We start from the raw sequence: 22520 nt of genomic DNA on the forward strand, positions 1-22520 counted from the left end.
ACTTTTTCAGTGGCCTCGCTAAAGCGCCTGCGGGGTCTCACCTGTCCCGCTGCTCCCGCAGGAGTCTCGCGCCTTCCACTCCAATCAACATTGTGATCAATATCAATTATATTCTTTAACACAGCCTTCTTTTTAAAAAATCGATATAATTTTCAAAAAGTTGTAATAATTGCAACCGTTTCCGGGCATAATAACTGTTACAATAGGATATAAGGAAGGTGATACCAATGAGAAAACCAAGAAAACGTTCCTTTGCAGAACTAGTATCAGAAAATAAATCACAATTGTTAAAAGATCGTGCTGCGATGGAAAAAATTGAACAGCGCTTAGAACAAAAACGCCTTGGCAAAGCCGAGTAATACAAAGTTTTCCAATCATGGTTTTTCATCCTTATGGACAAAATGTAAATAAGGAGGGATCATGAGATGAGTAATGAAACAGGTTATAAAACAAAACGTTTTAAACCAGATCACATTGGAACACAACCACGAGGGTTTGGCGGAAATAAAGGGAAGAAGATGCAAGATACTTCAGGTAAACACGCCCAAGTTATGCAAACCAAAGGTGAATAATTTATTGATACAAGACCTACTCGGCTATAGCCAGCAGGTCTTTTTTGTCGTGAAATCGTGAAAATTTCTCGATTCTTGTGATATTTTTTTCATCCGGTAACAAACTATATTTGTACCAAATAAACTTTTATGGAGGAATATACCCGATGGCTTTTAATAACCAACCTAAACCGGATGATCGCAGTGATAATGCTGAAAAGCTTCAGGCGATGATTGAGGATACTACCGAAAATATTGCAAAAGCGGAACAATCTCTAGAATTTACCGATAGTGAACAGCAGCGTCAGCAAATTGAAGCCAAGAATCAGCGCAGACGGGAAAGCATTGACTCCTTCAAAGCAGAAATTCAGGATGAAACATAAATCATTTACTTATTTCAAAAAGGGCCTGAGCCACAAGTTCAGGCCCTTTTCCTATTTTTAAACTCTTTATTTAGTGAAAAGATTTTGGGTGTGATAAGATAAAAAGGAAATTTCAAAAAAGAAGTGATGATTTTGACACAACAGGAAAAACAGCGTTTACAATCAAAAGAGCAAATCATAAAGTGGGAACGGGAACTGAACGAAACAGGGATTATTCGCAATCAAAGCCAGTTAGTGGCCGCAATAAGTCATGAGTCCAATCCCATTACATCATCGAAGTTGTTAACACTTGCGGCGCTTTCAAGACTTGGCCGAAATACGGAGGACTCCTTGGCACTTGTTTGGCTAGATAAGGCCATAAAGCTAGATCCTGAGAACCAAAAGGCAAAAGAATTTATGATGCGGGCTGATTGGAAGAAGTTGAAAGATTTGCTCAGCCCACTTTCCTTTCCGCCGATAAGGGAAACCGATAATCGCACGGCAAAGAAGAAGACCGCAGAACAGTACATTGAAATATGTCAAAGCTTTTTAACAGGAACGGATGCACAGCTACAAATGCTACAAGATAATCTGGATTTGGCAGCAAAGCTGGCCAATCAAGAAGCATACCTAACGTATCAACAACTTCATGATTTGCTTGTTGAGGCAAACGAGGAAACAAACAGCCTTCTGAAAGCGGCAGAAGAATACGATCAATCGATTACCGGGGTTTTTCACACATCCACCTTTTATGAGGAGTTAAAATTGCATCTGTCTAGCGTGGAAGAAATTAAGCAGAAATGGCAGCAGTTATTTGTTGATGCATCTGCTCCTGTCGAAACGCAAGAAAATGCTCTAGACCAATTAAATAATATGATTGGCATGGATTCGGTTAAGAAGAGGGTTAATGATTTTTACCGATTTCTAAAATACCAAAAACAACGGAAGGAATTTGGCTTTCAAGTAAAGGACGAGCTTAGTCTGAATATGATTTTAACAGGGAATCCAGGTACAGGAAAAACAACGCTCGCCCGCTTGCTAGCAAAAATTTATCATGAGCTGGGAGTCCTGCCCCGTGAGGAAGTAATCGAAACGGACCGTTCTCAATTAGTTGGTTCGTTTGTGGGCCAAACAGAAGAAAATGTTCGGGCTGTAGTGGAACGCTCCATTGGCGGAGTATTATTTATTGATGAAGCCTATAGTTTAAAGCGTGTTGGGCAAACGGGAAATGATTATGGACAGGCAGCAATTGATACGCTTGTTTCATTGATGACAGGACATGAGTATGGCGGGAAGTTTGCTGTCATTCTTGCTGGTTATCCTGATGAAATGCGCTCCTTTTTGGATGCCAATCCCGGCCTCAGAAGCCGTTTCCCACAATCAAACTTTATTCATTTACCTGATTATTCGAATGAAGAGCTTATCCTAATTGCGGAATCCGCCGCTAGTGATAACGATTACTTTATTACAGAGGAATCCAAAATTGAGATAAGCCGCCGGCTTGAGCAAGAGCGGGTTGATGATACCTTTGGCAATGCAAGAACTGTTCGCAATATCGTGTTGGATGCCATTTTTAAGAAAGGGGCATTCAACCAGGAAAAAGAATCGGACATTCTTGAATATATGTTTCTTAATCAAGAAGACTTTCGATTGGATAAAGACGAAGCGGCGGAACCGCCATCCGAACAGCTCGAACGTTTAATTGGGCTTGAAGCTTTAAAAGTGGAATTAAAGTCACTTATTTCGTTTGTAAAAATGCAGCAGTTTAGAAGGAAAAATGGGCTGCCGGCGGTGCCAATCCAGCTTCATTCCGTTTTTACGGGAAACCCCGGTACAGGAAAAACGACAGTAGCGAAAATCTATGCAGCGTTTTTAAAAGAATGCGGAATTTTAAAAAGAGGACATCTCATTGTTGCCAGCCGAGCAGATTTTGTCGCAGGATATGTCGGTCAAACAGCCGGGAAAACAAAGAAGAAGATCAAGGAATCCCTTGGCGGTGTTTTATTTATTGATGAGGCTTATTCCCTTCTTTCTCATTCTGCGGGTGATTTTGGCAAAGAAGTCATTGATACACTTGTTGATGAAATGACGAAGCATAATGAAAATTTAGTGGTGATATTAGCGGGTTATCCTAATGAAATGAACCAGCTGCTTGAGAGTAACCCTGGCCTGCGATCAAGGTTTAAAAAGTTTTTTCTTTTCCCTGATTATTCAGCGGAAGAGCTCCTTGAAATAATGACCTCCTATGCTGAGGGCTATCGCTACGAATTAACAGAGGAAGCTGGGAATTTGTTGCTGCAAACAATAGAAGAAGCCAGTTTTAAGGGGAATGGGCGTTTTGCGACAAATTTAGTGGACGAAATGATACAAGCACAAGCCACAAGGTTAATGGCAGCCGAAGGGGACGAACATCTATTTGAAAGTTCGATGTTTCTAGATGTAGAAGATGTCAAGACAGCCTTAAATAAAATGTAAATAGGAAAGGACCTTTACTCGTGGAAAATTATTTTATTTCGACTAGAGAGATTCAGCTTTACTACGCTGATACCGATATGATGGGTGTTATTTATCATGCCAATTATTTAAAATTTTTTGAGCTTGGCCGAACCGGGCTTATTGAAGACCTCGATTACAGTTATTTAGCAATGGAGGAGGCAGGTTATTATGCCCCTGTTTATGATATTCAAATAACCTATAAAAAACCGTTAAGATATGGGGATCAAGCATTTGTAAAGACATGGGTAGAATTAAATGATGGCATTAAGACGATTTACGGATATACAATTGTAAATGGGGAAGATGAAGTGTGTGCCGTCGGTACGTCCACCCACATCATAGTGAAAAAGGATAATTTCCGGCCGACATCCTTTAAAAAGGCCTTTCCCGAATGGTACTTAAAATACGAGGACATCAAGAAAAAATAAGCTTTTTTTAGGATTTTTTACTATGTTGAGGTGAAATGAATTGGCATTTGGGATAAAAAGACGAGAAATAACCGAGTGGAAACGGAAAATCGATAACGGAGAAATTGCCTTTTTAACCCACTATTGGCTTGATGACCGCTTTCCCGGCTGTAAAACAGTAACAAAGGTCGGCTGCCATGACCTTGGAAAACTAGCCACTTGGGGCAAACAATATGGTTTAAAGAAAGAATGGATTCATTATAGAGTGGACGGCTATTCCCATTTTGACCTACTTGGCGACAGGCAAAAGGAAATCTTGCAGAAGGAATGCCTGCTTGACCATATTTGGCACGATAAAACAGGCACACTTGAAAAATAAGTGTGCCTGTTTCGTTTTTCTATTTATTAAAGTGAAAAACTGGTTCCTCGTAGTTTGAGTTGTAATCGATGATTAAATCATGACCATCCAGGTACCATAAGTCCTTTTCTTCTATGTAAAACGTAATTCCTTCCATCTCTATTTTCACACCGATATCGACAGGTTCTTCGGTATTAATACCAAAAGAAAATCCTTTTTGAACCGTACTGCAGCCGCCATAACGGACAAAGAAGCGGATGAAATCACCGTTTGTAAGATTGAGTTCCTGTTTATACCAAGCCGCAGCCTCATTCGTAATATCGATAATCATTGGCTGAACTCCTTTCTAATTATAGAGTATTGTTATTAAAAAACCCCGGGTTATCGGAGCCATTGTCCCATGTGCTGTTGAATTTCCTTATATTTCACTTCTGCATTCGGCAGGCCGTAAGCACCTGCTTTTTCTAGCGGGACGACTCGGAAATTATGGTATTTTTGACTTGTCACATATGTCGGGTAAAAGGTAGGATTGGAGAGTTCAATCGTGTTCCCGTTTTCCGAAATATGTTTAGTGATTTCAATCGTTGCCAAGCCACCAATATCCTTATAGTCATTATACTGCGCTGAAATAAAATTTCCTAACGAATAAATAACAAACGTTTTTCGGCCATTGCTGGTATGAATCCATTCCATCGGCTGCAAAACATGTGGATGGGAGCCAAAGATGATGTCGACACCCTCATTTGCCAGAAAGGCAGCTAATTCCTTTTGATCGTTTGTCGGGATTCGCTGGTATTCATTTCCCCAATGGATGCTCATTACGACTACATCTGCTTCCTTTTTGGCCCGATGGATTTCTTCCTTCATAACTTCGTGGTCTATCAGGTTGACAAGATAATCCTTTCCTTTTGGAATGGGGATCCCGTTCGTTCCGTATGTGTAGGCAAGAAAGGCAAGCTTGATCCCGTTTTTAGAAACAATCCTTAATTTTTGGCGATCCTTCTCATCAAGAAAACTCCCTACATGTGGTAAACCAATACTATCTAAATAAGCTGTTTCCGATTGGATTCCTTTTTCGCCTTGATCCATCGTATGATTATTGGCTGTCGATACCATATCGATCCCTGAATCAACAAGTGCATTGGCTACTTCATGCGGACTATTGAACCTTGGATAACCGGAAAGACCCAGCACGAGGCCCCCTAACATACTCTCTTGATTGGCTGTTACAAAGTCCGGCTTTTCTAATAAAGGTTTTATCTGCTCAAACATCGGGTCGAAATCATATGTGGCTCCGTTGAAGGCATCTTGATAGACGGGGCTATGGATAAGAATATCACCAATGGCACCAAGGGTCACCTTTTCTGTTATCTCCCGATTAACATTTAATGAAGACTTTGGTTGATGCTTTTTCATAGGAAAAAGCTTTTCGTCCGTTGCAGATTCTTGCTGTTGTTGAATAAGGAGAACAGCAGCAACAGCAATGCATCCGATGATAATGAAAACCGATGGAAAAAGGATTTTCTTTTTCATATTAGCTCCTTAAATCATAACCATTTAATTTTTGGTTCCGTCTTATTAATTATTCTTTTAATATTTGCCCGGTGTCGATAAATAACAAAGGAGGTTAATAGGACAATAGCGATTAGCAGGGGAATATTCCAAAGAACAAGCCCGTAAATGACGCCACAAACACCTGCAAGCATCGATGACAAGGAAACATATTTAGTAATGTATAGACTGATAAAAAAGACGACCAGAACAGCAATAAACATAAGCGGTGCACAAAACAACAAGATACCGCCTGAAGTGGCAACGGCTTTTCCGCCGCGAAACCCGGCAAAGATAGGATAAGTATGTCCAACAACAGCAAAAGCCCCAGCAATTAAAGGATTGATATCAAGATTAAACAGCACGGGTAAAGATGCTGCTAGCGTCCCTTTTAGGATATCGGCAAGTGTGACGACTAATCCCGCTTTCACTCCAAGTGTTCGAAACGTGTTTGTCCCACCTAAATTACCGCTGCCATGTTCACGAATATCCGTTTTATAAAAAACCTTTCCAATGATTAAGCCAGATGGGATTGAACCAAGTAAATAGGCGAGGACCAAGACTAAAATAATTTGAACCATTAATGATTTCTCCTTCAATAAAAGATACAGTGCTTATATTTTACCATGTATTTACGGAAAAACACCATTGGATTCATCAATATCATCCAAGGAAAATACTAAGGAATTGTTAAATTATCGCGGAATTGTAAAAATCCCTTCTCATTTCCAATCGGATACTTTACGATAAGAAAATAAGGGGGAAAGGGAATCATGGCAAGAGTTATCTTTCATAAAAACAAAAAAGGTTCAATGAAGTGGATTATCGGAGGATTAATAGGTGCTTGTTTGCTTATACTTTCTTCCATATATCTATTATTATACCCGTTTGCATCACCAGATAAAAAAGTATATTTTCAAGGTGATAATCCGATTCTTTTTGCTGGGATTCAGAAAGGGAACGCCTTAATGGAAGGTGATACCCTATTTGTTCCAATAACATTCATGCAGAAGAACATCGACGAAAGCATCATTTATGATGAAAAGTCAAAATCGGTTATCATTACAACCAAAGATAAAGTAGTGCAAATGCCAACAGATTCACTAACCTATTATGTGAATCAAAAGACGGTCGACTTACAATTATCACCGATCATCTCGAGAAATGGTGAAATTTTCATTGCACTCGATCCGATTCTCTCCTTTTATCCAATCCAGTATAAGAAATTGCCTGATAGCGAGGCTATTTGGATTCAAAAAGATGGAGAACAATACGAGAATGGCAGATTAATAAATAAGGATGTCAATAAAGAAAAGCTTAGATTGCGAACTGAACCAACTTGGCGGTCGCCTTATACGGCTGAAATGACAAAAAATGAAGCTGTCACTATCGAAGGTGTCAAGGAGGACTTTTATCTAGTCAGGAAAGAAAATGGAATAAGCGGTTACCTCAAAAAAGACTATGTTTCTAAGCAAGACACAGTTAATATCAAAATCAGCCGTGAAAGCAAAACGTTTCAAATGCCCAAGTTAAATGGGCCGATTCAGTTAACATGGGAAGCAGTTTACACGAAAAACCCTGATACTACTAAAATAGCTGATTTGAATGGTTTAAATGTGATCTCGCCAACGTGGTTTTCGCTTGCAGGCAGCGATGGTTCAATCAAAAATCTCGCTTCACTGGATTTTAGTAAGTGGGCACAGGGAAAAGGTTATCAAGTATGGGCCGTGTTTTCTAATTCATTTGATCCCAAGCTTACTCATGAAGCATTAAAAGACTTTGACACCCGGCAAACCATCATCCGGCAATTGCTCCATTTTAGTCAAATGTATCAGCTGCAAGGAATCAACTTTGATATTGAAAACGTAAATCAAGAGGATGGACCCTTTGTAACGCAGTTCATGAGAGAGGCGGCACCATACCTTCATGATGCAGGCCTTGTCGTATCAATGGATATCACCTTTTCTGCAGGTGATAACAACAACTGGTCCTCCTTCTATGAAAGACCTAAACTTGCACAAATTGCCGATTATTTGATAGTTATGGCCTATGATGAACATACGGGGGCTTCGTCTGGAGCTGGAAGCGTGGCAAGCCTGCCATGGGTCGAAAGAAACCTTCAAAATCTGCTGTCAGAAGTTTCTAATGAAAGACTTGTTCTTGGAGTTCCATTATATGCAAGGCTGTGGAAGGAACAAACAGAGGCGGATGGCTCGACGGAAATAACAGCAAAGGCACTGACAATGGATCAAGTGAAGGCATGGCTGGCTGAAAAAGGACTGACCCCTGCTTATGATGAAGAAAGCGGTCAAAACTATACAGAATATTATGATGAAGCCGAGAAAGCGACCTATAAAATTTGGCTAGAAGATGAATCATCATTGCAAAAACGAGCGGCTCTAGCTGTTAAATATGAACTAGCTGGAGTTGGGACATGGTCAAGATTTTTTGGGGACCAAACAGCCTGGACGGCCTTAGATTTAAAGGCAGCCAAGGCCTTGACACAAAAATAAAAGAACAAATAACGGACCGCTTAGCCGGCCCGTTATTTTTTTCTTCAAAAGTGAGAACAAAAATCGTCAATTTTATTACAAAAATATGGAGAATTTTCAAACCATTTGTTAACTCGTTGAAAGCCGTGTATAAAGCCCCTATAATTTAGTTAAAATCAAATGAATAACAAAATGAACGGCCTTGCGAATATGACACATGGCCGGTTTATCTAATAATTTTTCAATCTATTTTAGGGGGTGAGCCTTTTGAAAGAGCAATCGGAAGGTAATAAGAACGATCAAGATTTAGCAAAAAAGTATGAGTTGCTTTTGCAGCAAAATCGCTATTTAGAAAAACGACTTCAGGAAGAGGTGGTAAAGAATAAGGAGAAGGACACTATTTTGATTGAGCAATCTAGACTTGCTGCAATGGGAGGAATGGTTGCGAGTATTGGGCATCAATGGCGTCAACCGTTAAACAATTTATCACTATTAATGCATGACGTAAGAGAGGCACTTGAGTTTGGTGAAATTGACGATCAATACATTGACCGGTTAACAAGGGAAAGCATGCAGCAGATTCAGCATATGGCGCGTACGATAAATGATTTTCGGAAGTTCTATAAACCGAATAAGGAAAAATCTATTTTTTCCGTAGGAGATTCGATTGAAGAGGCCTTGTCGATTTTCTCTTTGAGTCTGAAAAACCATGGGATTCAAGTGGAATTTGAATATAGGGGACAACAGATGGCCTACGGTTATCCCAATGAATATAGCCAGGTGGTGCTAAATATTTTAACAAATGCCCGTGACGCTTTTGTCCATAAAGATATTAGCCATCGAAAATTAGCTATTAAAATTAGCGAAAGTGGCAATTTTATTACAACGGAATTCATTGATAATGCAGGTGGAATCGAACCAACACTCCTTAAGAAGGTATTCGATCCCTATTTTACCACAAGGTCTCAAGGAACAGGTCTTGGGCTTTATATGACGAAGATGATTCTCGAGAATATGAATGGAAGTGTCTCGGTAGAAAACACGGGTGACGGCGCGCGTTTCAGTCTATTAGTGCCGAAGGTTTCCGCAGCTATTGAATCTGAACTCCTAACGGTTTAAATCCATTTATTATCTTTTTTAATCGAAAAAAGGTAAAATAATGAAAACAACCTAAGGAGTGGATACCATGGCAATTGAAAATCCAAGCCGTGAAGAAATTGGCGCTATTTTAAAAAAAGCAAAAAGAATTGCAGTCGTTGGTTTAAGTAATAACCCGGAACGCACCTCCTATCAAGTTTCTGCTGTCATGCAAAAGGCAGGCTATGAAATTATTCCCGTAAACCCGACAATCGATGAAGTGCTTGGCGTAAAAGCTGTTGCTGCCTTAACGGACATAGAAGGCCACGTGGACATTGTTAACGTTTTCCGCCGCTCGGAGCAATTGTTTGATGTAGCTAAGGAGTTTGACAAGATAGATGCTGACGTCTTTTGGGCCCAGCTGGGTCTTGCTAACGAATCCGCTTACGAGTTCTTAAAGGAAAAGGGATATACGGTTGTTATGGACCGCTGTATAAAGGTTGAGCACGCTTTAACAAGATAAAATACCTCAGGAAAAACTGCTTTTTACTGGCAGTTTTTTTCTTTTTTTATTGCTTAAAAAGCGCCAACTTTATCTTCCAAAATGAGGTTGTTTCAAATTTCGTATTTGCCAAATCAAAATAAATCGCTACAATAAAGCATAGACGCCGCGAGTAAATGTGATAAAATGAAAGTGGCAAACATTAGTTCCTTTTTGTGGAAAAGGGGCGGAGAGTCGCAATAATGGACCAGTGTATTTAATCAGAGCGAAATAATATTTACCATTTTGGAGAAGTAAAGTTTAGCTCTGCTCACACGCCTTAATTCTCTTTTGAACGAATCATTTATATAAGCAGCGATTACAGCAATTTAGAAGGTTGTTTTGTAAGGTATGAAAGGGGTATTTTAGTGGCAAGGAATCAGCAGGTTTTTGATTATAATGATGATGCCATACAGGTACTAGAAGGTCTTGAGGCGGTTAGAAAGCGCCCAGGAATGTACATTGGCAGCACTGATTCACGCGGGCTTCACCATCTCGTTTATGAGATTGTCGACAATGCTGTCGATGAAGCACTGGGCGGCTTTGGTGATTACATCATTGTAAGAATTCACAAAGATAATTCAATTAGTGTTGTTGATAAAGGACGTGGAATGCCGACGGGGATGCATAAAACGGGAAAACCGACACCTGAGGTCATTTTTACGGTTCTGCATGCTGGCGGAAAGTTTGGCCAAGGTGGTTATAAGACAAGCGGCGGTTTGCACGGTGTAGGTGCTTCTGTCGTCAATGCTTTATCCGAATGGTTAACCGTCACCATTAAAAGGGACGGATTTGTCTATGAACAGCGGTTTGAAAACGGCGGTAAACCGGCAACAACACTAGAAAAAATCGGCAAAACCAACCAAACAGGAACGACAATTCATTTTAAACCTGATCCAACCATTTTTTCGGTCACCACTTATAACTTTGAAACATTATGTGAAAGGTTAAGAGAGTCGGCATTCTTGTTAAAAGGTTTAAAAATTGAAATCATCGATGACCGCAACAGCCTTCATGAAATATTCCATTATGAAAATGGAATTGAAGCGTTTGTTGAATATTTAAATGAAGAGAAAGATGTTCTAAATCCTGTAGTAAGTCTCGAAGGTGCCCAAAATGGCATTGAAGTTGATTTCGCTTTTCAATTTAATGATGGCTTTTCTGAGAATGTCCTCTCGTTTGTCAACAATGTCCGCACGAGAGATGGCGGCACACATGAAGCTGGGGCAAAAACAGCGATGACGAGAGTATTCAACGATTATGCCCGTAAGGTTTCATTCTTAAAAGATAAGGATAAAAATCTTGATGGGGCGGACATTCGCGAAGGGTTATCAGCAATTATCTCCGTCAGAATCCCTGAAGAACTGCTCCAATTTGAAGGGCAAACGAAGGGTAAGTTGGGAACAAGTGAAGCGAGATCTGTTGTAGATGCGGTTGTCTCAGAACATCTCTCTTATTTTCTTGAGGAGAATCCTGATATCAGCTCCCTGCTCATCAAAAAATCAATAAAAGCCTATCAAGCACGAGAGGCTGCCAGAAAAGCACGTGAGGACGCACGAAGCGGTAAAAAGCGGAAACGCTCTGATGCTGTACTTTCAGGGAAACTGACACCGGCTCAATCACGGAACCCGCAGAAAAACGAACTTTATTTGGTCGAGGGTGATTCTGCAGGCGGTTCTGCGAAACAAGGGCGTGACCGCCGATTTCAAGCTGTATTACCACTCCGAGGTAAGGTAATTAATACAGAAAAGGCGAAATTGGCAGATATTTTTAAAAATGAGGAAATCAATACGATTATCCATGCAATTGGCGGCGGAGTCGGAACGGATTTTAATGTAGCCGATATTAATTACGATAAAATCGTTATTATGACCGATGCCGATACAGATGGAGCCCATATTCAAGTTTTATTGCTAACCTTCTTTTATCGTTATATGAAGCCGCTTTTAGAGGCAGGAAAAGTGTTTATTGCCCTGCCGCCGCTTTACAAAGTAAGCAAAGGCACAGGGAAGAATGAAAAAATTGAGTATGCCTGGAATGATGATGAGCTCCAGGGGGCAATCAAAAAAGTAGGCCGTGGCTATATTATTCAACGCTATAAAGGACTTGGAGAAATGAATGCCGACCAGCTATGGGAAACAACCATGGATCCAGAAACCCGGACATTAATTCGCGTGAAAATTGATGATCTTGCAAGAGCGGAACGCCGTGTCACCACCCTAATGGGCGATAAGGTTGAACCGCGTCGTAAATGGATTGAAAGTAATGTGGCTTTTAGTCTTGATGAGGCCGACACGATTTTAGAAAATGAAAATATAACGGTCACTGAGGAGGGTTCTGAAGGATGAGTGCAAATGAAAAATTCCGTGACTTACCTCTAGAAGATGTAATTGGTGATCGTTTTGGCAGATATAGTAAGTACATTATTCAAGAACGTGCCTTGCCAGATGCCAGGGACGGATTAAAACCGGTTCAGCGAAGAATTCTCTTTGCGATGCATGTGGAAGGCAATACCTTTGATAAAGGCTTTCGTAAATCAGCGAAAACGGTTGGTAATGTTATCGGTAACTACCATCCGCATGGTGATTCTTCCGTTTATGAAGCGATGGTACGGATGAGTCAGGATTGGAAAGTCAGAAATGTTCTTGTACAGATGCACGGTAACAACGGTAGCGTTGATGGCGATCCGCCAGCAGCTATGCGTTATACAGAAGCAAGGCTTTCTGCGATTTCGGCAGAGCTTTTACGTGATATCGATAAACAAACGGTTGAGTTTATTCCAAACTTTGATGATACCGCGAAGGAACCAACTGTCTTACCAGCGATGTTCCCGAATTTACTTGTCAATGGTTCAACTGGAATTTCTGCTGGTTATGCAACCGATATTCCGCCGCACCATCTTGGCGAAATCATCGATGGTGTCATCATGAGAATGGATAAGCCAGATGCTTCTGTTGACGAACTGATGACGATTGTCAAAGGACCGGATTTCCCAACAGGCGGGATTATTCAAGGAATTGACGGCATTAGGAAAGCCTATGAAACTGGTAAAGGCAAAATCATCGTCCGCAGTAAAGCGGATATTGAAGAGGTTCGCGGCGGTAAACAGCAAATTGTTGTGACTGAAATTCCCTATGAAATCAATAAGGCGAATCTTGTGAAAAAAATTGATGAGTTCCGCCTTGACCGTAAAGTCGAGGGAATATCGGAAGTTCGTGATGAAACCGACCGGACTGGCCTCCGAATCGTCATTGAGTTAAAAAAGGATGCCGACGCTGCGGGAGTCTTAAATTATCTGTATAAAAATAGTGATCTCCAAGTAACCTATAATTTTAATATGGTGGCCATTCATAAGAAGCGTCCAACATTAATGGGGCTCCGTGAATTATTAGATGCTTATATTGAGCATCAAAAGGATGTTGTCACGAAAAGATCGGAGTTCGAGCTTAACAAAGCAAAGGAACGCCAGCATATTGTTGAAGGATTGATGAAAGCATTATCCATCCTTGATGAAGTTATTGCGACCATCCGGGCGTCGAAGGATAAACGTGATGCAAAGGACAATTTAATCGCGAAATTTGCGTTTACAGAACTGCAGGCGGAAGCGATTGTTTCCTTACAGCTTTACCGCTTAACAAACACTGATATCACCGCATTAAGACAGGAATCAGAAGAATTAGCAGGTAAAATCGAAGAACTAACCAGTATTTTAGCAAGCGAGAAAAAGCTGCTCTCTGTCATCAAAAAGGACCTCAAAGAAGTAAAAAAACGCTTTGCTGATGTGCGCCGCTCCAAGATTGAAGCAGAGATTGAAGAGTTGAAAATTAATCTTGAAGTTATGGTTCCAAGTGAAGATGTGATTGTAACGGTAACTAAACAGGGTTATGTAAAAAGAACAAGCGGTCGTTCCTATGCTGCTTCAAATGGGCAGGACCTTGCGATGAAGGATTCCGATCGTCTGCTTGCACAGCTTGATATGAATACAAAGGATATTCTGCTCCTGTTTACGAGTAAAGGGAATTACTTGTACTGCCCAGTGCATGAGCTCCCTGATATCCGCTGGAAGGACCTTGGACAGCATGTCGCGAATATCATTCCGATTGAACGTGATGAGGAAATTATCCGAGCCATTCCAGTGAAAGATTTTGAAACAGAAGCGTTCTTGGTTTTTGTGACGAGAAATGGCATGGTCAAGAAAACAGAACTAAAAGCCTATAAAGCACAGCGGTATTCGAAACCACTTGTTGGCGTAAATCTTAAGGATGACGATCAAGTCATTGATGTTCACCTGACCGACGGTTCTATGGAAGTTTTCTTAATCTCCCATTATGGGTACGCCCTCTGGTTCCATGAAGCTGAAATAAGTATTGTTGGTATCCGCGCTTCAGGTGTAAAAGGAATGAACTTAAAAGACGGCGATTTTGTTGTTGGTGGTAAAATTCTTACTCCGGATAATAACGAAACAATTGTTATTTCTACACAGCGTGGTGCTGTTAAGAGGATGAAATTAAAAGATTTTGAAAAGACAACTCGCGCTAAGCGTGGTGTCGTAATCCTAAGGGAACTCAAATCAAATCCTCATCGAATCATGGGCTTTGTAATAGCCAATGACGAGGACGTTGTTTTTATCCAGACAGATAAAGGCTACACTGAAGCCCTTAAAACGGCGGAAATACACTTCAGTGACCGCTACTCAAATGGTTCGTTTATCCTTGATGAAGGAGAAAACGGGAAAGTAACGACCGTTTGGAAAGTAGCAGCACCAGAAAATCCAGGTGAATAATCTCTCTGGCAAAGACTCTCTAATTTTTTAGGGAGTCTTTTCATCTTTTTTACCAAAAATGGACATACTGACAAGTAACAGAGTATGGAGGGGAATAAGATGAAAAAAGAGCTGCTGCTGGTTATTGTTTTGTTTTTTCTCATATCGCTAACGGCAATAACTGGTGTGTATGCAATTGGAGAAAATACGAAGGTCATTACCATTTCGGAAGAGAAAGCGGATATTTCTGGGGACGGAATAGACGAAGTGATCCGATTAAAGGGTGTTCCATATCAAGAGGATGATTCTTTTTTGAAAAAAATTTATATAGAAGTTGCCGGCTCTAACGGGAAATTGTATACCTTTCCATTAGAGAGTGGTTCGAAAGCGTCAATTCAGCTGGTTGATTTAAACAATGATGGAATGAAGGAGATATTTTCAACTGTTCAAACAGGAGGGAGCGGTGGAATTGTGATTAATTCTTTATCCTCTTTAAAGAATTTCATTCACACCGATCTGCCCTTACCTGAGCCGCTAGAGATGAACACCAAATTTTTAGACGGCTATAAAGCCGAAATTAAGCTGGTGCAAACGGGAAAAACTTATAAGTTTAATCTTAGGGATCGAATGAATTATTATAAAAAACTAGGATTTTACTTCAAAGGGAAATTAAATGAGCCGGCTGAATTAACGGTAAATCCATATAGCGACCTAAAACCTGTTCAATTAGATAATGGAAAAATTGGCTTGAAGGGTCTCCAAAGGGTGACCGGAATTGCTAATGCTGACACAATCGCCCTAGTCGAAACCACCTGGAATTATGACCGTGGGCATTGGAAGCTAATAAGGACCGAGGTTAAGAAAGTTAAAGCCCGTTAAATGATTTAAATTAAAGTGATAGTAGGTTATTGATTGGGCTTTGTGCGACCAATCCCGTTTCATAAACACAGATAAAACCTGTGTTTATTTTTTTTCCAAAAAATTGACGTCGGCCTTCGTGAGGAATATACTTAGCAATATAAATAATTAAGTTACCTAACTATTAGGATTGAAATTGAAATTCGAGGTGATAAAAGTGGCGGATATTGAAAGTGCCACAGCGCAAAAGCTGCTTAAAGCGTTCATGCAATTTAGAAAAACAGGCTGGCACGAAAAGAAGATTGGCGGATATAATCCCAGTGAATTCAAGGTCCTCGCAGCGATTCAACAAGGTGCAAATGAGAAAAATGATGAAATGAAGCTCTCAGAAATAAGTCAACGCTTGCAGGTTACACCGCCGACCGTTACCCAAATCATTAATATCCTTGAAAAAGATGGTCTAGTGGAACGTGCGATTGATCCAGAGGATAGACGTGCAGTAAAAATTAAACTTACTCAAGCAGGGATGGAAGCAACAGCTAAAGCTAAAAATCGGTTTACCGAAAAATTTACTGGGTTAATTGATTATTTAGGTGAAGAAGAAAGTGAGCAGTTAGCTGATTTACTCGATAAAGTCCATCATTATTTTCATGAACAGAGGCACTAACGCGGCTCGAAAGTAAAATGTTAAACGGCGGAAAATTGGTTTGTTCATATTCAGTTCATAACAATATTGTATTGTTTATTCATTAACAATCTAAAACGGAGTTGATGCAACTTGATAAAATTAAGCAGATTTCTAAAACCCTTTCAAATACCGATTTATTTCGTTTTAGGCCTTGTCCTGCTGCAGTCATTGGCTGAACTCTATTTACCAACGTTAATGGCCGATATTGTCGATAAGGGTGTGGTGACAGGCGATACCGACTATATTTGGAAAATCGGCGGTTTTATGCTTCTTGTAGCGGCTGGCGGGATGGTTTGTTCGATTGTTGCCAGTTTTTATTCTGCCAAAGCAGCATCAGGTTTTGGGAAATTATTGCGAAGCAAGATATTTTCTCATGTAGGCAATTTTTCCTTACATGAGTTTGATAAACTGGGAACGGCATCACTGATCACAAGAACTACCAATGATATTACCCAAATCCAGCAAGTATTAGTCATGATGCTAAGAATGATGGCCATGGCCCCGATGATGTGTATTGGCGGCATCATAATGGCTTATTCTAAAGATTCCAAATTAACCTTAGTTCTTGCCGTGGCATTACCCATTCTTGTGCTTGCGATTGTGATTATTGCCAGAAAAGGAATACCGCTTTTTAAAGCAATGCAAGTAAAATTGGATAATCTAAATCGCGTGTTGAGGGAAAATTTAACGGGTATTCGTGTCATTCGTTCGTTTAATCGTGTGGAACATGAGAAAAAGCGATTCGACGCGGCAAACTGGGATTTAACGCAAACAGCGATTAAGGTAAATAAACTAATGGCCGCGATGATGCCGATTATGATGATTGTCCTGAACCTTTCTACTGTTGCGATTATCTGGTTTGGCGGACTGCGCATCAGCAATGGTCACATGCAGGTTGGCGATATGATGGCATTTATTCAATATGCGATGCAAATCATGTTCTCGTTCATTATGCTGTCAATGATGTTTGTGATGATTCCACGAGCATCGGTATCTGCTGTCAGAATTAACGAAGTAATTGATACTGTGGCTGACATAAAGAATCCTGCTAAGCCTGTTTCCAGTAAGGGTACAAAAGGTCAGGTAGAATTTAGAAATGTAACCTTTAGCTATCCTGGAGCTGAAATGCCGGCGATTTCCAATATTTCGTTTTCCATGAACCCTGGTGAGGTAACGGCCATTATTGGTGGAACCGGCTCAGGGAAATCGACCCTTATTAATTTGATTCCGCGCTTTTATGATGTCGACAGCGGGAATGTCCTTGTTGACGGTGTCGATGTTCGTGAAATGACGCAAGAACAGCTTAGAGAAAAGATTGGCTTTGTACCGCAGCAAGCAGTTCTATTTACTGGAACGATTGCAGAAAATATCCGCTACGGAAAAAAGGATGCAACTGAAGACGAAGTGAAGCATGCAGCGGAAATTGCTCAAGCAAATGAGTTTATATCCGATATGCCTGATGGTTTCGATGCCACGATTGCCCAAGGGGGAACAAATGTTTCGGGCGGGCAAAAGCAGCGCTTATCGATTGCCCGTGCCCTCGTTAGGAAACCGGAAATTTATATATTTGATGACAGCTTTTCTGCATTGGATTTTAAAACAGATGCCAAGCTTCGGGCCGCATTAAAAGGAGAAACTGACGATTCAACCGTATTAATCGTCGCACAGCGGGTGAGCACCATTATCGATGCAGACCAGATTCTTGTCCTAGATAATGGGGAAATCACCGGAATCGGCACACATAAGGAACTGATGGAATCGAGTGCGGTTTATCGTGAGATTGTCATGTCACAGCTGTCAGAGGAGGAAATCGCATGAGTAAAGATTCCAAAACCCAAGGACATGAACAAAATCCAGGACCACGAAAAGGCGGTCCCGGCGGGGGATTTGGCCCAATGGGCATGGGCATGCCTGTTCAAAAAGCCAAGGATTTTAAAGGGACATTAAAAAGACTAGTAAGCTATTTAAAACCGTATAAATTACAGCTAGTTTCTGTTTTAATTACTGCCATCATCAGTACCGTATTTTCGATTGTCAGCCCGAAAATCATGGGTAATGCAACAACCAAGCTGTTTGAAGGTTTGATGATGAAGCTTAATCGTGTTCCAGGGGCGAAAATAGATTTTGACTACATTGGTCAAATAATTATTTTACTAATTGGTCTTTATATTATCAGTGCGATATTTGCTTATTTACAAGGCTATATTATGGCCGGGGTAGCGCAGAAGACGGTTTACAATCTACGTAAAGAAGTCGAGGAGAAACTCAACCGGCTGCCGCTAAAATACTTTGATTCGCGTACACATGGTGAAATTCTCAGCCGTGCAGTCAATGATGTCGATAATATCAGTACTACCTTACAGCAAAGCTTAACCCAGCTGATTACCTCAGTTGTAACGATTATTGGTGTAATCATCATGATGCTATCGATTAGTCCATTGATGACACTCATTGTCATCTTAACACTCCCGTTTAGCGGTGTAGCGATTGCAAAAATCGCCAAAAAGTCACAGCAGTTTTTTAAAGGACAGCAGAAATCACTAGGCCAGCTAAACGGGCATGTTGAAGAAATGTATACGGGTCACAAGGTAATTAAAGTATTTGGCCATGAGCAAAAATCAATTGAACAATTCGAGGAAATTAACGAAACGTTATACCAATCAGCCTGGAAGGCCCAATTCGTTTCCGGGATGATTATGCCATTAATGTCGTTTATTAATAATATTGGCTATGTCCTTATCTCAGTTGTTGGTGGTATATTAGTAACAACAAACGCGATTAAAATTGGTGATATTCAAGCATTTATCCAATATGCAAGGCAATTTTCCCAACCAATCGCACAAACAGCATCGATTGCAAACGTCATCCAGTCAACAATTGCAAGTGCGGAGCGTGTATTTGAAATTTTAGATGAAACGGAAGAGGTGCCAGAAGCTGTTGCTGCTGAAGTGATTACTGAACCTAAGGGGGAAGTAATATTCGAACATGTTGCCTTTGGTTATAAGGAAAATGAACCTTTAATCGATGACATGAATATCGCTGTGAAACCGGGCCAGCGGGTTGCCATCGTTGGACCAACAGGTGCCGGAAAAACAACACTGATAAACTTATTAATGCGTTTCTATGAAATTGATTCTGGTAAAATATTAATTGACGGAATTGATACTCGGGAATTAAAAAGGGAGCATCTAAGGTCTTTGTTCGGGATGGTGCTACAGGACACTTGGCTTTTCAATAGTACGATTCGGGATAATATTGCTTATGGAAGAGAAGGGGCAACGGAAGATGAAATTGTGGAGGCGGCACGAGCGGCCAATGCGGACCATTTTATTCGCACACTCCCTGATGGCTATGAGACGATTCTAAACGAGGAAGCTTCTAATATTTCACAAGGTCAAAAGCAATTATTAACCATTGCGCGGGCGATTCTCGCTAATCCGGCGATCTTAATTCTTGATGAAGCGACCAGCAGTGTCGATACACGTACCGAGGTCCAGATTCAAAAGGCAATGGATCATTTAATGAAGGGACGCACTAGTTTTGTCATTGCCCATCGGTTGTCAACGATTCGTGATGCCGATCTCATCCTTGTGATGAATCATGGCAGCGTGATTGAAAAAGGAACTCATCAGGAATTGTTAGAAAAAGACGGTTTCTATGCCGATTTGTATAATAGCCAGTTTACAAGTCGCAATGGACTGGGGAATGTTGGGTAGTTAACTAGACAGGTGCTTAGGAGCTGTGAGCTTTCTAAGCACTTTTTTTATTGCTAACAAAAGATAGATTTACATTGAATAATAGTTTTGGAACTTTTACATGTGTAATTCGTAAATACAACTATTAAAAGGGATTTCTATTTCAAAAAAATGATACAGTGTGGTGAAGGCAATTAGATTTTACTCAAAAAAAGGAATCATTTTTTTAAAACTGTTCATATATTAAAAAAGAGGATCTTAGGCAAGCAGACCCTCCAGTGGCACTGCAACTGCGATTGCAGTGACCGCCGTGTTATATACGTAAAGTAAAAAGTAACCTTACCCTTATACACTTGGTCGGTGCGGGGGGAAGGTTACTTTTTTTGAAGGGTTCAACCTAACAAGAGAGTTTCTCTGGAAATAAAATTAGAAAAAATTGTTTATTTATGGTATAATTTGTTATATAAAAATAGGAAAAATGATTTGATTAAGCAAATCAAAAGTTTTTTGAAGATAGTAAGAAACCAGAATAAACAAATGGGGGTAAGAATCATGACAAGTCAAGCGAAAAAAAATGGATTATTAGAAGTATTGGATGGGTATTTGTTATTTTTCTAACAGTAGTTAAATTCTACTTTTCTTCACAATTTCCATTTATTACTACTGGTATTGGTGGATTAATCTGTATAATCATTGCAGCATTTTTAATAATGTATAAGATTGGTTCTAAAAAGTAAAAAATTATGTCGATTTTTACCGTCGAATAATGGAGAAAACTTCTTATTACAATTATTGTAAAAAACTAGTAAAATAGACCCGTTGGATATGAATACCAAAAAGGAGGAAAAGAAATTGAAATTAAAAAAGGTTTATAGTTTTTTGCTTTTATCCCTCGTAATCTTGCTAACAGGAGGCTATGCAGTCCATGCAGAAACACCTTATGACTCCGAAAAAGCAAATTTTGAAAAAGTAAAAGCGCAAAGTGTTCAAGGGAAAAAAATTGAGGGCTTTGAAAATTTGAAGATTAGCAAACTATTAAAAGCTAAAATAACCCCTCAAAAGGGCTATTCAACAAAGGCATTAGATGGAAACACTTTTTATGAGACGGAGCCAAATAACTATGCTTATCAAGCAAATATATTAAACAGAGGGGATATTGTTTTAGGCACATTTACGCAATTTGATGTTGATGTCTTTCAAATTTCAATCACTAAACCTAGTAATATTGCTATTGCTGGTATTATGGATCCTTATTCACGGTCCGACATTGGCTTTGTTCTTAAAGATGCAAATGAAAATCTTCTTTATCCATATGAAATGATTTTAGATGACCATCAACAAACGTGTGGATTTAATCTTACTCCAGGGGTTTATTATATTTATGCGCTTAATGTAGGGGAAAGGGTTACAAACGACCTATATGCTCTAGCTTGGGATTACCTCGAGCAACCAACACCTGGAGACACTACACAAACTTATGCGCCAACCATTGACCCTGTAAATACTGATGATCTAATTATCACAGGTAAATCAGAGCCAGGTTTCACTGTTGAAATGTCATATAAGGGGACTGGTGGTGTAGCCGCAACTGATTCAAAGGGTAAATATATGTTTAAGCTTCGTGAACGTATTCCTTTAGGAACATCTATTTCCGTGACCGCTGTTGATGCAGCTGGTAACAGAAGGGGTACAAGTTATACTACTGTAGTCCAAGCCCCTGTTAAATACAAAAACGGATGGATTTTGGAAAATAACAAGTGGTATTTTTATGTGAACGGCAATGAAAAGAAAACCGGATGGCTACAACAAGGTAATACTTGGTACTTCCTTAACTATCAAACAGGGGCTATGGCAACCGGATGGATTTATGATGGAGGAAAATGGTATTCTCTTCAACCAAGTGGCGCTATGAAAACCGGATGGCTACAGGATGGTAGCAAATGGTACTATCTAGCTTCAAATGGTGCTATGAAAACAGGCTGGCTGCAAGATAAAGGTTCTTGGTACTATTTAGCTTCAAATGGTGCTATGAAAACAGGCTGGCTGCAAGATAAAGGTTCTTGGTATTACTTAGCCAATAACGGGGCTATGCAAACAGGATGGGTTCTATCAAATGGTAAATGGTACTATTTGTATAGCAGTGGGAAAATGGCATATAGCACGAAGATCGGCACCTATAAATTAGGACGAGATGGAGCCTGGATTCGATAATAATTAGCAGGAGGGGTGTTTTAGTAACACTCCTTTTTTAACCTCTATTTATTTGTAGATTGCAAGAAACAAAGACAAACAAAAGGAGGTAGGAAACATGAAAAGCCAGTTGAACAAATAGGAGGTGATTACTATTGATGACATCTTTGTGAAATTTATTTTTTATTTTGCTGTAGCTATGTTAGTCATTGGGGTTTGGAAATTAATCGATATATTAAAATTATTAAGAGAGATCGTAGCTTTACTAAAAGAGAATAAGAATAATAATAGAGAGGGGTAGGGGAATTGTATTAAAAGATTATTAAAATAGTAGCAGTGGCTATTTTACTTATTAACACTTTACCGTTGACTGGTTTTGATGAATGTTGGCATATATTGTTTTTGCCGTCCCCAAATGACCGAAAGTTGACGGTGTTGCCTGTCCAGAATTAGTCGGATATAATGTCCATGTATACATATTTCGGAACATTT

General features: G+C 39.9%; 19 protein-coding genes. 16 read left to right on the forward strand and 3 right to left on the reverse strand.

Annotated features, from left to right (window positions below; genetic code table 11):
• The first annotated feature begins 227 nt into the window (after window positions 1-227).
• The 6 genes from ACIQCO_RS26995 (at window position 228) to ACIQCO_RS27020 (ending at window position 4195) form a co-directional block, all read left to right on the forward strand.
• Entirely contained in the window at window positions 228-359 is a 132-nt protein-coding gene (locus ACIQCO_RS26995; protein WP_066087251.1) for an FbpB family small basic protein, read from the forward strand.
• Between the two features lie 66 nt (window positions 360-425).
• The gene (locus tag ACIQCO_RS27000; protein WP_024026884.1) at window positions 426-572 is read left to right on the forward strand and encodes an acid-soluble spore protein N; all 147 of its coding nucleotides are present in this window, start codon (window positions 426-428) and stop codon (window positions 570-572) included.
• Between the two features lie 146 nt (window positions 573-718).
• Window positions 719-934 carry a small acid-soluble spore protein Tlp gene (gene tlp, locus ACIQCO_RS27005; RefSeq protein WP_400435151.1) on the forward strand — a complete coding sequence of 72 codons (216 nt, stop codon included), beginning with the start codon at window positions 719-721 and terminating at the stop codon, window positions 932-934.
• Between the two features lie 126 nt (window positions 935-1060).
• The gene (locus ACIQCO_RS27010; RefSeq protein ID WP_400435153.1) at window positions 1061-3388 is read left to right on the forward strand and encodes an AAA family ATPase; all 2328 of its coding nucleotides are present in this window, start codon (window positions 1061-1063) and stop codon (window positions 3386-3388) included.
• 20 nt (window positions 3389-3408) lie between these two features.
• The gene (locus tag ACIQCO_RS27015; RefSeq protein WP_082804990.1) at window positions 3409-3837 is read left to right on the forward strand and encodes an acyl-CoA thioesterase; all 429 of its coding nucleotides are present in this window, start codon (window positions 3409-3411) and stop codon (window positions 3835-3837) included.
• 40 nt (window positions 3838-3877) lie between these two features.
• Complete coding sequence (locus ACIQCO_RS27020; RefSeq protein ID WP_400435156.1) at window positions 3878-4195, forward strand: hypothetical protein; 318 nt, start codon at window positions 3878-3880, stop codon at window positions 4193-4195.
• Window positions 4196-4214: 19 nt separating this feature from the next.
• Here the strand turns inward: ACIQCO_RS27020 and ACIQCO_RS27025 are convergent, their stop codons facing one another.
• From ACIQCO_RS27025 to plsY, 3 genes are read right to left on the reverse strand one after another with little or no spacing between them, the layout of a single operon-like run.
• Window positions 4215-4505 carry a HesB/YadR/YfhF family protein gene (locus ACIQCO_RS27025; RefSeq protein WP_400435158.1) on the reverse strand — a complete coding sequence of 97 codons (291 nt, stop codon included), beginning with the start codon at window positions 4503-4505 and terminating at the stop codon, window positions 4215-4217.
• 50 nt (window positions 4506-4555) lie between these two features.
• Window positions 4556-5707: a CapA family protein gene (locus tag ACIQCO_RS27030; protein WP_400435160.1), complete on the reverse strand. Its 1152-nt coding sequence runs from the start codon at window positions 5705-5707 to the stop codon at window positions 4556-4558.
• A 14-nt stretch (window positions 5708-5721) separates the two neighbouring features.
• Window positions 5722-6306: a glycerol-3-phosphate 1-O-acyltransferase PlsY gene (gene plsY, locus ACIQCO_RS27035; RefSeq protein ID WP_400435162.1), complete on the reverse strand. Its 585-nt coding sequence runs from the start codon at window positions 6304-6306 to the stop codon at window positions 5722-5724.
• A 192-nt stretch (window positions 6307-6498) separates the two neighbouring features.
• Here plsY and ACIQCO_RS27040 point away from each other — a divergent pair, with 192 nt between their 5' ends.
• The 10 genes from ACIQCO_RS27040 (at window position 6499) to ACIQCO_RS27085 (ending at window position 22049) form a co-directional block, all read left to right on the forward strand.
• Window positions 6499-8238, forward strand: coding sequence for a glycosyl hydrolase family 18 protein (locus tag ACIQCO_RS27040; RefSeq protein ID WP_400435164.1), 1740 nt, complete (start codon window positions 6499-6501; stop codon window positions 8236-8238).
• Window positions 8239-8484: 246 nt separating this feature from the next.
• Window positions 8485-9336 carry a sensor histidine kinase gene (locus tag ACIQCO_RS27045; RefSeq protein WP_400435166.1) on the forward strand — a complete coding sequence of 284 codons (852 nt, stop codon included), beginning with the start codon at window positions 8485-8487 and terminating at the stop codon, window positions 9334-9336.
• A 67-nt stretch (window positions 9337-9403) separates the two neighbouring features.
• On the forward strand, window positions 9404-9817 hold the full coding sequence (locus ACIQCO_RS27050) for a CoA-binding protein (protein WP_400435168.1): 414 nt from the start codon (window positions 9404-9406) through the stop codon (window positions 9815-9817).
• Between the two features lie 386 nt (window positions 9818-10203).
• Window positions 10204-12183, forward strand: coding sequence for a DNA topoisomerase IV subunit B (parE, locus tag ACIQCO_RS27055; protein WP_400435170.1), 1980 nt, complete (start codon window positions 10204-10206; stop codon window positions 12181-12183).
• Window positions 12180-14618 carry a DNA topoisomerase IV subunit A gene (gene parC, locus ACIQCO_RS27060; protein WP_400435172.1) on the forward strand — a complete coding sequence of 813 codons (2439 nt, stop codon included), beginning with the start codon at window positions 12180-12182 and terminating at the stop codon, window positions 14616-14618. The genes parE and parC overlap by 4 nt, the downstream gene beginning before the upstream one ends.
• 99 nt (window positions 14619-14717) lie before the next feature.
• Entirely contained in the window at window positions 14718-15476 is a 759-nt protein-coding gene (locus ACIQCO_RS27065) for a hypothetical protein (protein ID WP_400435174.1), read from the forward strand.
• A gap of 196 nt (window positions 15477-15672) precedes the next feature.
• A complete protein-coding gene (locus ACIQCO_RS27070; protein WP_400435176.1) occupies window positions 15673-16122 on the forward strand; it encodes a MarR family winged helix-turn-helix transcriptional regulator in 450 nt (149 codons plus the stop codon).
• Between the two features lie 111 nt (window positions 16123-16233).
• A complete protein-coding gene (locus ACIQCO_RS27075) occupies window positions 16234-17961 on the forward strand; it encodes an ABC transporter ATP-binding protein (protein WP_400435178.1) in 1728 nt (575 codons plus the stop codon).
• Complete coding sequence (locus ACIQCO_RS27080; RefSeq protein WP_400435180.1) at window positions 17958-19859, forward strand: ABC transporter ATP-binding protein; 1902 nt, start codon at window positions 17958-17960, stop codon at window positions 19857-19859. The genes ACIQCO_RS27075 and ACIQCO_RS27080 overlap by 4 nt, the downstream gene beginning before the upstream one ends.
• Before the next feature lie 831 nt (window positions 19860-20690).
• On the forward strand, window positions 20691-22049 hold the full coding sequence (locus ACIQCO_RS27085) for an Ig-like domain-containing protein (protein WP_400435182.1): 1359 nt from the start codon (window positions 20691-20693) through the stop codon (window positions 22047-22049).
• Window positions 22050-22520: the final 471 nt, after the last annotated feature.

This window comes from Neobacillus sp. NPDC093127, from assembly GCF_044754175.1.
Classification (GTDB): domain Bacteria; phylum Bacillota; class Bacilli; order Bacillales; family Cytobacillaceae; genus Neobacillus.

What these genes read in the sequence shown, in the direction of transcription:
- ACIQCO_RS26995 (WP_066087251.1), top strand. Translation starts at nt 228, where the DNA reads ATGAGAAAACCAAGAAAACGTTCCTTTGCAGAACTAGTATCAGAAAAT.
- ACIQCO_RS27000 (WP_024026884.1), top strand. Translation starts at nt 426, where the DNA reads ATGAGTAATGAAACAGGTTATAAAACAAAACGTTTTAAACCAGATCAC.
- tlp (WP_400435151.1), top strand. Translation starts at nt 719, where the DNA reads ATGGCTTTTAATAACCAACCTAAACCGGATGATCGCAGTGATAATGCT.
- ACIQCO_RS27010 (WP_400435153.1), top strand. Translation starts at nt 1,061, where the DNA reads ATGATTTTGACACAACAGGAAAAACAGCGTTTACAATCAAAAGAGCAA.
- ACIQCO_RS27025 (WP_400435158.1), bottom strand. Translation starts at nt 4,505, where the DNA reads ATGATTATCGATATTACGAATGAGGCTGCGGCTTGGTATAAACAGGAA.
- ACIQCO_RS27030 (WP_400435160.1), bottom strand. Translation starts at nt 5,707, where the DNA reads ATGAAAAAGAAAATCCTTTTTCCATCGGTTTTCATTATCATCGGATGC.
- plsY (WP_400435162.1), bottom strand. Translation starts at nt 6,306, where the DNA reads ATGGTTCAAATTATTTTAGTCTTGGTCCTCGCCTATTTACTTGGTTCA.
- ACIQCO_RS27040 (WP_400435164.1), top strand. Translation starts at nt 6,499, where the DNA reads ATGGCAAGAGTTATCTTTCATAAAAACAAAAAAGGTTCAATGAAGTGG.
- ACIQCO_RS27050 (WP_400435168.1), top strand. Translation starts at nt 9,404, where the DNA reads ATGGCAATTGAAAATCCAAGCCGTGAAGAAATTGGCGCTATTTTAAAA.
- parC (WP_400435172.1), top strand. Translation starts at nt 12,180, where the DNA reads ATGAGTGCAAATGAAAAATTCCGTGACTTACCTCTAGAAGATGTAATT.
- ACIQCO_RS27065 (WP_400435174.1), top strand. Translation starts at nt 14,718, where the DNA reads ATGAAAAAAGAGCTGCTGCTGGTTATTGTTTTGTTTTTTCTCATATCG.
- ACIQCO_RS27080 (WP_400435180.1), top strand. Translation starts at nt 17,958, where the DNA reads ATGAGTAAAGATTCCAAAACCCAAGGACATGAACAAAATCCAGGACCA.